The sequence below is a fragment of the Nonomuraea solani genome (assembly GCF_900108335.1).
In the GTDB taxonomy this organism is placed as follows: domain Bacteria; phylum Actinomycetota; class Actinomycetes; order Streptosporangiales; family Streptosporangiaceae; genus Nonomuraea; species Nonomuraea solani.
Window position 1 is genome coordinate 150836 of the sequence record NZ_FNVT01000002.1, and the last position, 13095, is coordinate 163930.

Below are 13095 nucleotides of genomic sequence, written 5' to 3' on the forward strand. Positions count from 1 at the left end.
TGTGAACGCTGTGGTCGGCATAGCGCTGCCCGAACGTGAGCGGTTGCCCGCCGGCCCGGCCCGAGACCTGGTCGAGGCTCTGCACCGGCTCTACCAAGGTGCCGGGATGCCAGGAGTGCGGCGAATCGCCGGCGCGGTCGTGGACGGCGACTTCGCCGACACGGTCAGCCATGAGAAGGTCGCCGCGATGCTGCGCGGCAGCGGGTTGCCGCGATGGTCGAAGCTGGAGCCGGTGGTGCGCGTGCTCGCGGCGTGGAACAACCCTCCGCTCGACCCCGACCGGCAGACGGCCGCGTTCCAGGCGCTCTGGCGGGCCGCCGCGACGAGGTCCCCTGGGCGACGCCGTATCGTCATCCCCTCGGACGGGAACGACCGGCGCAAGATGGAGCTGTTGAACGCGGTCGTCACCTACATGCTGGAGCAAGGGTCCGCGGCGGCGACGTTGCGCGACCTCTCACGGGCGGCGGGCTCGAACAACCGCATGCTGCTGTACTACTTCGGCTCCAAGGAGAATCTGGTCCGCGAGGCCCTCGACGTTGCATTGCTGCGCTATCCGCTGGTGAAGGACGCCGACCGCCATATCGCGCGCCTGGACATTCCGCTGAAGGCGCGGCTGGACGAGACCTGGCGCGCCCTCTGCCGCGAGGAGAACCTGCCCTTCCTGCGGCTGCTCTTCGAGTCCGTGGGGCTGGCCGTGCACCAGCCTGGCCGGATACCGGGGCTGCTGCGGCACTTCGGCCACGACTGGGTGGACACCGCCACCGACGCCCTGGTCAAGGACGGTCTGCCGGACGGACCGGCGAGACTGCTGGCCAAGGAGATCGTGGCCCTGTGGCGCGGGCTGCAACTGGACCTGCTCACCACAGGGGACATGGAAGAGGCGACGGCCGTGCACGACGTCGCGGCGGCGGCGATCGCCGGCCGGGCCGAGTTGCTGCGCGGGCGTACGTCCTGCATTGAATCAAATGGTTCATCTGCCCTCCAGTGACGCCATGAGCGATCACTCTGAAGCACCTGTCGCGGCCTTCGAACCCCCCTACTACGTGTCCGTCTTCACCGCGGTGCGAACCAGGACCAGAGTGGCTACAGCGAGACCGCCGCACGCATGGAAGAACTGGTGAAGGACATCCCGGGGTTCCTGGGCATGGACCAGGCGCACACTCCTGGCGGGCTGTCCGTCACCGTCGGATACTTCCGCGACGCCGACGCCATCACGGAGTGGCAGCGCGACGCCGAGCACCGGGCGGCGCAGAAGCGCGGGCGGGCCGAGTGGTACGAGAGCTACACGCTGCACGTGGCGAAAGTGGAGCGGAGCCACGGGTACACGCGGCCCGCACCTCACGCGGGGGTCATGGCCGCCTCGTCAGCGCCAGCCGAGGGCGGGGGCGACGTGGGTCAGGACCGATGAGAGCAGATGGGCGTTGTAGTCCACGCCGAGCTGGCTGGGCACCGTCAGCAGGAGCGTGTCGGCCGCGGCGATCGCCTCGTCGGTGGCCAGCTCCTTGACGAGCACGTCGGGCTCGGCGGCGTACGTACGCCCGAAGATGGCCCTGGTGGTGGCGTCGATGAAGCCGATCTGGTCGGAGCCGGAACGTTCGTGACCGAAGTACGCGCGGTCCGTCTCGTTGACGATCGGCATGATCGAACGGCTCACCGACACCCGCGGCTCGCCCTCGTGACCGGCCTCCTTCCACGCCTCCCGGTAGGCCGCGATCTGCTCGGCCTGCTGCACGTGGAACGGCTTGCCGTTCTCGTCGTCCTTCAGGGTCGAGCTCATCAGGTGCATGCCCAGCCCGGCGGCCCACTTGGCGGTGGCGTTCGAGCTGGAACCCCACCAGATCCGCTGCCGCAGCCCTTCCGAGTGCGGTTCGAGGCGCAGCAGCCCGGGCGGGTTGGGGAACATCGGCCGCGGGTTCGGCTGGGCGAACCCCTCTCCCTGCAGCACCTTGAGGAAGACCTCCGCGTGCTTGCGCGCCATGTCCGCCTCGGTCTCGCCCTCCGCCGGCTCATGGCCGAAGTAGCGCCAGCCGTCGATCACCTGCTCGGGTGATCCGCGGCTGATGCCGAGCTGCAGCCGCCCGCCGGCGATGAGGTCGGCCGCGCCGGCGTCCTCGGCCATGTAGAGCGGGTTCTCGTAGCGCATGTCGATCACGCCCGTGCCGATCTCGATCCGGCTCGTCCGCGCGCCGACCGCCGCCAGCAGCGGGAACGGGCTGGCGAGCTGCTGGGCGAAGTGGTGGACGCGGAAGTAGGCGCCGTCGGCACCGAGCTCCTCCGCGGCCACGGCCAGCTCGATCGACTGCAGCAGGGTGTCGGACGCGCTGCGCGCCTTCGAATGAGGCGACGACGACCAATGGCCGAAGCTCAGGAAACCGATCTTCTTCATACGCCCTTCAACCTTCCGCGCGGCAAAGACATTCCGCGACGTCAGCACACCGGGCGAGGAGGCACCCCCGGCAGATGGCGCTCCCATTCGGCGGGAGTGAGGTCGCGGCCGGCCCGCCGGCACACCGCCAGCGCCAGGCGGTCACCGTCCAGCGGCAGCGCGACCACCGTGCGGTCGGTCGTCATCCGCAGGGTGGCGTCCGCGGTGAACCTCAGGTGCTCCACGGAACCGTCGTCGACGGGCACCGCGGCGAGACGGGTCATCGTGGCGGTGTCCCACACGTCGACGACGCCTCCCTCGAACGTGGAACCGTACGCGGCGACCATGGCACCGTCGGGGCTGAAGGCGATGTGCTGGGTGCCCGCGCCGCCGGTCTGCTGAAGCGAAGGGGACAGCGGCATCCGGCGGCGGAGGTCCCACAGCGTGATGGTGCCCTGGCTGCCGCTGACCGCGATGAGCGGTCCCGCCGGGCTGGCGGCGACCGCCGACAGGCTGCCGGTGGTGAACCCCTGGCCGATCTTCCCGCCGGTCCGCAGGTCGAGCATGACGCCGGTCGGCGACACCAGTGTCGTGCCGTCCGCGGCCACGACGAAATGACCCAGGCCCGCGTCGAGCATGCGGTCGTCGAGCACCTTGCCGGTGGCCGTGTCCAGCCGTACCAGCCGGTCACGGTGATGGACCGGGTCGGCCACCTCCAGGCCCACCACATGGAATCCGCCGTCGGGGCCGAACGTCCGCCAGCCGGCCATCCAGCCCGCCGGGATCGTGTACGTCCACAACGTCCGGCCCGACGCGATGTCCCACGCCGCCAGGGTGCCGTTCTCCTCGATCACTCGCACGCGGTCGCCCGGTGCCCGTTCCTCGTAGGGGTTCGCCCGGCCGAGCGGCTGGGGCAGGCGCTCGGCTCGGAGACGGGAGCGCAGGTCGAGCGTGACGATGGTGTCGTCCCGCTGGTAGCGCAGGGTGGCACCGTCCGGGTCCAGCCACATCTCCTGCGGCTCTCCGTCGATCTTGTGCTCCAGCACCCGGGTCCTGCCCGCCCAGACGGTGATCGTGTCGCCGCTGTACGCCGCGGTCATCTTTCCCGCCGACCTGAGCCCGCCCCCGTTCATCCCGTCAAGTCCGGAGATCTGCCAGTACGGCCCCTTGGCCCGCCGGCCGGTCGCCAGGTCGTAGGAGGTGATGTCGCCGTTGGCGCACAGCAGGCGGCGGCCGTCCGGGCTGAACGTGGCCACCGAGCCGCATTTCCCGGGGACGCGGTCGCTGACCGTCATGCCGGGCAGCCGTACCAGTCTCAGCTCGTTGATGTGGACGGCGGCGAAGTGAGCCCCGTCGGCGGAGATGAGCGGGCCGTGGGGAGCGTCGGGAGCGGTCGCGGGGTCGGAGCCGGACCGGAAGATGAGGCTGTACGTGCGCCCGGAGAGGGTGTCCCACAGGGCGTGGACGCTGGTCCCCCGGCCCAGCGCCACCAGTGACTCGTGGTCGCCGAAGCGCACGAGCGCGAGCTCGCCGCCCTCGCCCAGGGATCGCTCGCCGAGCTTGCGGCCCGACCGGGCGTCCCAGGCGGTGATCTGATCCGTCTGCGACGCCACGACGAGGATCCGGCCGGCAGGACTGAGCGCCGCCATCGAGGGCGTCAGCGCCTGGCCCGCCGGCCAGCTCCAGGAGGCGATCATCCGGCCGGTCGGCACGTCATAGAGGTGTACGCCCTGCTCTCCGACCCCGGCCATCACCCGCCCGTTGCCGCCGGCCGCGACGGCGCCGGCCCCGGCGACGGCCGGCAGCCGGAACACCGACCGCTCCGGCGCCTGCAGCGCCTCCGTCAGACCCGCCCTGGTGGGGGCGCCGGGGGCCAGCCGCCAGCCGGCGACGTTCAGCAGCATCGCCTTGACCGGATCGGTCGTACGCAGCCGCGCGGCCTCGACGGCGACCTGCCGGCCGGTCGCCAGGTCGCGCTGGTCCTGAGCCTGGCGCCCCTGCCACACCGCGATGCCCGCCGCGGCCAGCGCGACGGCCAGCAGCGCGGCCAGGGCGACGGTCAGCGCCCGGCGGCGACGGGTCTGCCGCCGGGTCAGGCCGGTCGCCGCCCGCAGGAAGTCACGCTCGCGGGAAATCAGCGTGGCATGGGTACGGCCGGTCGCCGCCCAGGTCAGAGCGTCCTCCAGGAGGCTGCCCCGCAGCAGGTCGCCGTCCCTTCTGCCATGGTCGTCCCAGGCGCGGGCGGCCGCACTGATCTCGGCCAGCCTGTCCAGCCCCGCGCCTTCGGCCTTCACCCATTCCCGCAGCCGCGGCCAGGCGTGCACGATCGCCGGCCGGGCCAGCACGACCACCTCGTCGTCCGTGGACACCAGATAGCCGAACGCCCGCAGCACCGGCTCGGCCTCCGGCCCGAGCTCCTCGGCGGTGGCCCCGCGCTCGCCCATCGCCACCAGCCGCAGGAACACCCGGGCGGCATGCTCGCGCTCCTGCGGCGCCAAGGCGGCGTAGGCGTCCTCGGCCAGCGTCCCCAGGGAGGGGTCGTCGTGGGCGGGAGCGAGGACGCCCGCGGCCGCGCGCCTGCCGGCCGCCAGCAGTTCGGCGGTGTCCGCGGCGCCGCCGGTCACCAGGGCCAGGAGCAGGTCGCGCGCCGTGGGCCTGGCCTCCGGATCTTTCGCCAGAGCGGCCCTGACCAGGGACCGTACCGGCTCGGGCAGCCCGCTCACGTCCGGCTGCGCCGACAGCACCCGGTGCATGACGGCGCTCACGTTCTCGCCGCCGAAGGGATCCTCGCCGGTGGCGGCGAAGACCATGACCGCGCCCCACGCGAAGACGTCCGCCGCCGGCCCGGCCCGCTGCCCGGTGAGCACCTCCGGCGCCATGTAACCGGGTGTCCCCGAGACCACGCCGCTCCTGGTGAGCGACATGTCCGCGGTCCTGGCGATGCCGAAGTCGATCACGCGGGGCCCGTCGGGGCCGAGCAGCACGTTGTCCGGCTTCAGGTCGCGGTGCACGACGCCGCAGTCGTGGATCGACGTCAACGCGGTCGCGACGGCGGTCGCGAGCCTGTGCAGGTCGTCGCCGCCGAACGTACGTCCCTCGCGCACGGCGCGGCGCAGGCTCGGGCCCGCCACGTATTCGCTGACGATGTACGGCCGGCCCCCGGTCAGGTCGGCGGCCAGGACCTTCGCCGTGCAGAACGAGGCCACCCGCCTGGCCGCCGCCGCCTCCTTGGCCAGCCGGTCACGGCTCTCCCCCGGATACAGCACCTTGACCGCCACCCGGCGGCCGTCGGGATCGTAGGCGTCGTAGACCACGCCCTGTCCACCCGAACCCAGCCGACCGGCCACCACGTAGTCGCCGATTCGCGTCTCCACGCCGGTTTAGACGCGGCATGGCGGCCGCGTGTTCGCCCGATATCGAAGGCGACATCCTCGCGACAGGAACGTGAAAGGCGACCCGCTTAACGTGATCCACGTCCGCAGTCACCTTTTCCTGGGAGATGGCCCTATGAAACTCGTCAAGAGAATGGCGGTCGGCACCGCCGTCGCCGCCGCGGTGCTCGCCCCCGCGATCGCCGCGAACGCTCAATCGCGCGGAGCCGAGCCGCCGGCCGGGCAGGTCATGGGCCGATTGGTGGGCCCGTTCTCGAGCATGGCGGAGTGCAGGAGGTCGGAACGGGAATACGACATCGACTACACGATCATCATGGCGTGCACGGACCCCGGCGGCCAAGGGCGCTACTGGTTCGAGTACGAGTAAGCGACTCTTCTAGGGCTTGCGCACGATCCCGCACCACTGGTCGACCTCGACCGGCAGGCTACCGTCGTATTCCGGCTCCGCGCGCCAGCGTGAGCACGAGACCCAGCCCGGTTCCACCACTTCGAGCCCGTCGAAGAACTCGGCGATCCGCTCGGGAGTGCGCAGCTTCAGTTTCGGCTCGGCGTCGAGGTTCCACACGCGTACCGCCTCGGCGGTGGTCTCGCCGTTGACCGCCGTGGTGGTGTTGGCCACCGCCACGTGGCTTCCGGACGGCACGGCGGCCAGCAGCCGGTCGATGATGCGCTGCAGTTCGTCGTCGTCGCTGATGAAGTGCATGATGCCGAGCAGCATGATCGCCACCGGCTGGGAGAAGTCGAGCGTCTTGGCCGCCTGCTGGAGGATGGTGTCGGGGTCGTGCAGATCGGCCTCGATGTAGTCGGTGGCCCCTTCCGCGGAACTGGTCAGCAGGGCTCGCGCGTGCACCAGCACCAGCGGGTCGTTGTCGACGTAGACGATCCGCGACTCGGGGGCCACCCGCTGCGCGACCTCGTGGGTGTTGTCCTGGCTCGGCAATCCTGTGCCGATGTCGAGGAACTGCCTGATCCCCGCCTCGGCGGCCACGTATCGCACGGCGCGCCCCAAGAACAGCCGGTCGGCCCGTGCCAGCTCGATCACCACCGGAAAGATTTTCCGGACCCGATCCCCGACCTCCCGGTCCGCGGCGAAATTGTCCTTACCCCCCAGCCAGTAATTCCAGATCCGCGCCGTGTGCGGCACGTGTGACCGGATTTTGTCCGCGCGAACGGATTCGTCGGCCATCATCAACCTTCCATTGGCTGTGGGGAAGCTATCGAGCTCGGCCTTGGCCATGGCTCCGCGACCGAGCGGATTCCATGACGGATCGAGGGCACATTCGGTCAAGAACACGCGTGCGCTTGGGCTGAGCTCTTGCATGTCTCATTGTTCAACATTGTGCCATCAACCAGCGGGCAACGCCTCGCATACCCGTAGATCAATGATCTTGTGCCGCCCACGGCCTCCCGCGGAGTTCACGCGACTCAACACGGACTCAACACGGTCTCAACAACCCGGGTCCCATGCTGTCGCCACGCACTCGAGCAGGAGGACAACGATGAAGACGTTCCAGACTCTCGCCGCGGCCGCCGTCATCACGGCCGCGGCCTTCGCCGGCGCCCCCGCCGCAAATGCGGCCACCACTTCCGAACTCGGCTGCCCGCGGCCACGGGTGGCCAACGTGGACACCGGCTACGTCACCATGGTCGGCTCGTTCAATCTCAAGGCCGGGCCCTACGCGGGCGGCAGGTGTGCCGTCATCACCAGGCTGGCCAAGGGCACCGTGCTGTACGTCCACTGCTGGGTGCTCAACAGTTACCGGACTCCGTGGGCGTACGCGCGGGTCAAGGGCACCGGTACGCACGGTTGGATGTCGGTCGACAACGTCAGGTACGGCAAGAACCTCAACTTCCTGAAGTGCCCCGGCAGCGAGCTCTAGAACGACGGAAACCCGGTGAGAAGGTCCAGTTCGCGGCCGATCGCATGGCGCACGGTGTCGTGCCGCGGGCCGAGAGCGAACCGCCGTTCACTCCAGCGTTCGCGCGGATACAGCCACACCGGGCGCCCGACCAGGTGGGCAGGCTCCCACTCGTAGCGCGGCCAGACATGCGCGTGGAGGAAGGCGTCGGTGTTTCCAAGGATCTCAAGGTTCACCCGCCGGAACGCTGGATCCCGTGCCCGGCAGGCCCGCTCGATCGCCTCGCCAAGCCGTTCCATGTCCGAGAGGAACGCCAGTCGCCTGGCGCGTGGCAGATCGGAGAGCCGCTCCACGTCCGGCTCATCCACCAGGAGGACCGAGTATCCGGGCAGGAACTGGGTGTCGCCGATCACCGCGAAACCGGCGTCGAGCCGCCTCAATACGGTGGGATTCTCGCCTTTGAGTGCGCTGCCTATCCTGTCCGCCCGCCAATCATCGACCATGGCCATGGACCCTAACGGCCGAGGAGGAGCTCATGGGCAAGGTCATCTACCGGATGAACACCTCGATCCCCTGACGCGCGGAGCCTGCCACTCACGAGTGCCGCGTCAGCAGCCGCTGGGTGGCCACGGTGTGGGGATGTTCGGGTCCGAGGACCGCGTGGCGCAGCCGGAGGAGATCGACGAGCAGCTCCCGGGCTTCGGCGCTGTTGCCGTTCTCTCCCGTCCAGCGGGCGAGTTCGTAGCGGGTGGCCAAGGTTCGGGGGTGCGTCGGACCTTGGATTCGCTCGCGGGTGGGCAGCAGATCGCGCAGCATCGTCTCCGCCTCGGCCGGCGCGCCGGCCTCTCCGGTCCAGCGGGCCAGTTCGTGGCGCGTGGTGAGGGTGTGCGGATGCTCCTCGCCCAGGGTCTCGGACCGGATGGGGAGGAGTTTCGCCAATGAGGTCCGCGCGGTTTCCGCGTCGCCGTTCTCGCCGGTCCAGCGGGCCAGTTCGTGGCGGGTTCTGAGCGTTCCCGAGTCCGTGGGGCCGAATCGTTCCTCGCGCTCGCGCAGCAGCGCGCCGAGCAGCGCGACGGCTTGGGCGGGGTCGCCGGCGTGGCCGATGAGCGCGGCCACGCCGTTGCGGGTGACGAACACCTGGCGGTGAGCAGGGCCCAGTACGCGCTCCTCGGACTCGAGGACTTCTTTCCGGAGGCGGGCACCGTCGGCGTAGGATCCGGATTCACCGATGAAATACGCCAGGCTGCCCTTCGTGTAGAGGGTGTCGGGGTGCTCGGGTCCGCAGATTCGATTTCTTTCCGCCAGCAGTTCGCTCAGCAGTGACACGGCCTTGTGCGGGTCGCCCGCGTCGCCGGTCCACAATCCGATCTGGTCACGCAGCCGGAGAGTCTCCAGGTGCTCAATACCCAGGTGCTCTTCGAAATCCGGGAGAAGCTTCGTCAGAATGTCGAGAGCGCGCTGATGATCGCCGCGCTCCGCGATTTCTTTGGCTTCGTCCCTGCTCCGGATGAGTTCGGAATCCATCATTTATCTGAGACCCCCATTGGTCACCCATCGCACCAGGCCGGGCGTGGCGCGCTCGATCAGCCTGAACATCTCCGCGAAGTCGTCGGGCGTCCCGTAGTAAGGGTCGGGGATGTCCAGTTGACCGGCCGCCTCCGGATCGAACGACCTGAGAGTACGGACGCGATCGCGGTCGACGCCTCTCTCCGTCAGGGCGCTGAGATGGCTCGAATCCATGACCACCAGGAGATCCGCGGTGAGATCATCGCCGGTGACCTGTCTGGCGATGTGCTCGGTGGAAATGCCGCGCTCTTCGAGAAGCCGTGCGGACCGTGGGTCCATTGGTCTTCCGGCGTGGTAATCGATCAGGCCCGCGCTGGTGACCGTGATCTCGGTGATACCCAGGTCGCTCAATTGCCGGACGAACATATTCGCCGCCACCGGAGACCGGCAGATGTTTCCCTTACAGACGAAACAGAGGCGCATCCTGGTCGTTTCACTCTCCTCGGAGTCTCGCGGGTCACGTCTCTCCGTCTGCGATGATCATGTTCACGGCGGATCTTACCCAGCGCTGTGTCGTTTGGGAAGATGATCCCGTTCGTTAGGGATGACCCAAATGCTGTGGCTCGGAGAGGAGACGCTGATCGTGGAGGTTCGGCAAGGCAGGCGTGTCCTGGTCACGGGGGCCTCCGACGGCATCGGAGCGGCGGTGGCCGGCCACCTTGCCCGTGACGGTGCGCGGGTGGCGCTGCTGGCTCGCGACACGGCGCGGCTGGAGGACGTGGCGAGGCGCAGCGGCGGGCTGGCGATCACGGCCGACCTCACCGACCCGCCCTCGGCCACGCGGGCCGTCGAGGACGCGGCGCGGGAGATGGGGGGCCTTGACGTCCTGGTGAACAACGCCGGTGTCTTCCGCCTGGGCAGGGTGGCCGACGGGGAGATCGCGGACTGGCGGGACATGCTGGAGGTCAACGTCCTGGGGCTGCTGGCCGTCACCCAGGCCGCGATTCCCTTTCTGCGGCTCGGCCGTCACCCCCAGATCGTCAACATCAGCTCCATGAGCGGCCGTCGCGTCGCGGGGGCCGTACACGGGGTGTATTCGGGGACGAAGCATGCGGTGCACGCGCTCGGTGACGCGCTGCGCCAAGAATTGCACGCCGATGGGATCCGGGTGACAACGGTGTCCCCGGGCATCGTACGGACGAATCTCGGCGCGACGGTGCGCGACGGAGAGCTCCGGTCGGATGTCGGCCGGAGCCAGGTGGAACAGGGATTGAGCCCGGAAGACGTGGCGGCTCAGGTGAGCTACATCCTGTCGGTTCCTCCGGACGTGCATCTCGTGGAGCTGGCCGTCATTTCCTCGCGGCAGCAGCCCGGCTGATTCCTGGCCGCGTCACCGGCTCTGGCGGGGGAGGCCGAGGAAATGCACGGGGCGTCTTTCCATCGTCATTTCGCCTTGCTCATATGCCCCGCGGCGCAGGCAATCGAGATAGGTGTCACGGGGAAGCGCACGAGAGCCCATCTGGACCGTGTACTCCGTACGGACCTGGGCGTCGAGCAGTTCGGCACCGCTCGGCGCCACCCGGTCCGCCAGGTCGGCGATGGCCGTCTTCGCCGCACCGGACATGGTGTGGAAGGCGGAGTCCATGGTGAAGACACTGCCCATCGCGCATCCGTACAGGCCGCCGACCAGTGTTTCGCCGTGCCAGATCTCCACGGTCCTGATCCAGCCGTCGTTGTGCAGCGCCCGGAGCGCCTCGACGAGCTCGTCCGTGATCCAGCGCGGTTCCCGATCGGTACGGCAGCCCGCGATGACCCCGTCGAAGTCGGCGTTGACCGTGCTGGTCCAGCCTGATTCGCGCATCTGCCTGCGCAGCGAGCGGCTGACGTTGATCTCGCGGACCGGGATGGCGTAGCGGCTGGCGGGAGACCACCAGAGCGTGGCGTAGGGGTTGCCGGGACCGGGCAGCACCGGGATGTGGCCGGCCTTTACGTCAGGCGCGTAGGTGGCTTCGTTGCGCGCGATGATGTCGCGGTCGGAGCGAGGCTGGCAGAAGATCCCCCTGCGGTAGGCGCCGAGCAGGGTCTCCGGCGTCAGCTCTCCCCCGACGGCGAGCGGCGTGCCGAGACACGTGCCGAGCTCGACGTCGGTCCAGGGGTCGGTGAACGAGGGAGCCGTCAGTACCGTCATCGGGCCCTCATAGCGGCGTCGATCTCCTTGCAGAACACGGCGAACTCGGAATGGTCGAATATCGTCCGGATGGGGATGCCGAGCGTCAGGCGCTCGCGCGCGAGGACCACCATCTGGGTCGCCCGGACGGAGTCGCCCCCCAGATCGAAGAAGTCGTCCGACGGCGTGATGGCGGCGACGCCGAGGGTTTCGCACCAGATGGACTCGACGATGCCGTGCACGGCGTCGTCGGTCGTCGCGGAGGGTTGGACCGCCACCGCCGCGCGCAGGGCCGCGGTGTCGGCCTTGCCCGTGGGGCCCATGGGAATGGCGCCGGCCTCGTGGAGGCGCGGCAGCATGTGGCGCGGCAGCCGGTCCGCGAGCGCCTGCCGGACCTGGTCGAGCGTCGCGTGCTCCGCCAGGACCACCCATGCCACGAGACGGTTCTCACCAGAGCCGTCGTCCTCCAGGCCGACGGCGGTGTCGCGGACGCCGTCGCAACCACGCAGGGCGGCTTCGACCTCTCCGAGCTCGACGCGGTAGCCGGAGATGGACACCTGGTCGTCCGTCCGGCCGAGGAACTCCAGCACGCCGGCCGGGTCGCGGCGGCCCATGTCGCCGGTCCGGTAGACGCGGACCGGGCCGGATTCGCCGGGCAGGCGGACATGGGTGAACCGGGACGATTCGGCGGGGCCGGGGTGGCTGTATCCACGGGCGAGACTCCTGCCCGTGACGCAGATCTCCCCACTCCGGCCGTCCGGGACGGGGCTCAGGTCTTCGTCCAGGATCCAGACACGGGTGCCGGGCAGCTCGTTGCCGATGACGGGATGCGGGTGACGCGCCAGTTCGGCGGTGGTCACGTCGATGGTGCACTCGGAGGGGCCGTAGAAGTTGAGGACCCTGACGTGTGGCAGGGAACGCAGCCGGTCCCACAGGTTCCGGTCGATCGGTTCGCCGCCGAGGATCAGGGTCTCCAGCGCGGCCAGGGCGTCCGCGTGGCCGGCCAGCAGCATGGCCCGGATCTGGGTGGGCGTGCCGTTCAGTACCTCGATCCCGGACGTGCGGATGCTGCGGGCCAGGCGGTCCGGGTCGCGCCTGGTGGCTTCGTCCAGGACGACCAGGGTCCGGCCGGAGGCCAGGTGAGCCAGGTCGGAGTAGAAGACGTCCGAGCCGGTGCCGCTGTTCAGCGCGACCAGGCGAGCGGGCCGGGAGGCGAGCACCTCTTCGTGGGCCGCCGCCACGGCGGCGAGGCTGCCGTGCTCGATCAGGACGCCCTTGGGATCGCCCGTGGTGCCGGAGGTGTAGACGAGGTAGGCGAGATCGCCTGGCCGCGCGGCCACCGGCGTTCCGCGCCGATGCCCGTCGGCCTCGGGTGTGAGGGTGCGGGCCGAGGGGAAATCGGCGGCGAGTTCAGGGGTCGTCACGACGACGCGGCTCTCACTGTCCCGCAGGAGGTGATCGCGGCGGAGCCGGGGTGTGTCCGGGTCGATCAGCAGGCAGGCTCCGCCGGCCAGCCAGCTCCCGAGTACGGAGGTCATCAGGTCGGCGCCGCGCGGCAGGCACACGGCCACCGGCGACTCCCGGCGTACACCCGCCTCCTGGAGGCGGACGGCCAGCGCGGCCGCCCGTTCCATGAGCCGCCCATAGGTCACCACCTCCTGGTCCTGGAGCAGCGCGGGGCGATCAGGGTGCCGCAGCGCCTGCCGGCCTATCCGCTCCGGCAGACATGGCTGCCGGAGGTCATGAGACGGCGAGAATTCGAGGTCGGAGCGCATGACTTCTGCTTCCTGCGAAAGGTGGACGGTC

The 13095-nt window shown here is 69.7% G+C and carries 12 protein-coding genes and 1 pseudogene; 5 read left to right on the forward strand and 8 right to left on the reverse strand.

Annotated features, from left to right (window positions below):
• The first annotated feature begins 1 nt into the window (after position 1).
• Positions 2 to 988 carry a TetR/AcrR family transcriptional regulator gene (locus tag C4V41_RS06400; protein WP_146103562.1) on the forward strand — a complete coding sequence of 329 codons (987 nt, stop codon included), beginning with the start codon at positions 2 to 4 and terminating at the stop codon, positions 986 to 988.
• Positions 989 to 1099: 111 nt separating this feature from the next.
• Positions 1100 to 1408 (forward strand): annotated as a pseudogene (locus C4V41_RS06405) (antibiotic biosynthesis monooxygenase family protein); the annotation flags it as partial.
• On the opposite strand, the gene C4V41_RS06410 reads toward C4V41_RS06405, so the two are convergent.
• Together C4V41_RS06410 and C4V41_RS06415 are read right to left on the reverse strand one after the other, a co-directional pair.
• Positions 1364 to 2386 (reverse strand): LLM class flavin-dependent oxidoreductase, encoded by a 1023-nt coding sequence (locus C4V41_RS06410; RefSeq protein WP_103954863.1) that lies wholly within the window; start codon positions 2384 to 2386, stop codon positions 1364 to 1366. The pseudogene C4V41_RS06405 and the gene C4V41_RS06410 sit on opposite strands and share 45 nt — an antisense overlap.
• A 41-nt stretch (positions 2387 to 2427) precedes the next feature.
• Positions 2428 to 5739 (reverse strand): WD40 repeat domain-containing serine/threonine protein kinase, encoded by a 3312-nt coding sequence (locus tag C4V41_RS06415; RefSeq protein ID WP_103954864.1) that lies wholly within the window; start codon positions 5737 to 5739, stop codon positions 2428 to 2430.
• A gap of 133 nt (positions 5740 to 5872) precedes the next feature.
• Here C4V41_RS06415 and C4V41_RS06420 point away from each other — a divergent pair, with 133 nt between their 5' ends.
• Positions 5873 to 6124, forward strand: coding sequence for a hypothetical protein (locus C4V41_RS06420; protein WP_103954865.1), 252 nt, complete (start codon positions 5873 to 5875; stop codon positions 6122 to 6124).
• 9 nt (positions 6125 to 6133) lie between these two features.
• On the opposite strand, the gene C4V41_RS06425 is transcribed toward C4V41_RS06420, so the two are convergent.
• Entirely contained in the window at positions 6134 to 6943 is an 810-nt protein-coding gene (locus C4V41_RS06425; protein WP_200823877.1) for an SAM-dependent methyltransferase, read from the reverse strand.
• Between the two features lie 313 nt (positions 6944 to 7256).
• Here C4V41_RS06425 and C4V41_RS06430 point away from each other — a divergent pair, with 313 nt between their 5' ends.
• Entirely contained in the window at positions 7257 to 7637 is a 381-nt protein-coding gene (locus C4V41_RS06430) for a hypothetical protein (protein ID WP_103954867.1), read from the forward strand.
• On the opposite strand, the gene C4V41_RS06435 is transcribed toward C4V41_RS06430, so the two are convergent.
• From C4V41_RS06435 to C4V41_RS06445, 3 genes are all read right to left on the reverse strand, one after another.
• Complete coding sequence (locus C4V41_RS06435; RefSeq protein WP_103955650.1) at positions 7634 to 8119, reverse strand: HIT family protein; 486 nt, start codon at positions 8117 to 8119, stop codon at positions 7634 to 7636. The genes C4V41_RS06430 and C4V41_RS06435 overlap by 4 nt on opposite strands.
• Positions 8120 to 8210: 91 nt before the next feature.
• Complete coding sequence (locus C4V41_RS06440; RefSeq protein ID WP_103954868.1) at positions 8211 to 9143, reverse strand: tetratricopeptide repeat protein; 933 nt, start codon at positions 9141 to 9143, stop codon at positions 8211 to 8213.
• The gene (locus tag C4V41_RS06445; RefSeq protein WP_103954869.1) at positions 9144 to 9605 is read right to left on the reverse strand and encodes a low molecular weight protein-tyrosine-phosphatase; all 462 of its coding nucleotides are present in this window, start codon (positions 9603 to 9605) and stop codon (positions 9144 to 9146) included.
• A gap of 130 nt (positions 9606 to 9735) precedes the next feature.
• On the opposite strand from C4V41_RS06445, the gene C4V41_RS06450 reads away from it, so the two are divergent.
• On the forward strand, positions 9736 to 10500 hold the full coding sequence (locus tag C4V41_RS06450; protein WP_160150191.1) for an SDR family oxidoreductase: 765 nt from the start codon (positions 9736 to 9738) through the stop codon (positions 10498 to 10500).
• Between the two features lie 12 nt (positions 10501 to 10512).
• Here C4V41_RS06450 and C4V41_RS06455 read toward each other — a convergent pair whose 3' ends face one another.
• Together C4V41_RS06455 and C4V41_RS06460 are read right to left on the reverse strand one after the other, a co-directional pair.
• Positions 10513 to 11310: a leucyl/phenylalanyl-tRNA--protein transferase gene (locus C4V41_RS06455; RefSeq protein ID WP_103954871.1), complete on the reverse strand. Its 798-nt coding sequence runs from the start codon at positions 11308 to 11310 to the stop codon at positions 10513 to 10515.
• Entirely contained in the window at positions 11307 to 13064 is a 1758-nt protein-coding gene (locus C4V41_RS06460; protein ID WP_160150192.1) for a non-ribosomal peptide synthetase, read from the reverse strand. Before C4V41_RS06460 ends, C4V41_RS06455 begins: the two co-directional genes overlap by 4 nt.
• Between the last annotated feature and the right edge of the window lie 31 nt (positions 13065 to 13095).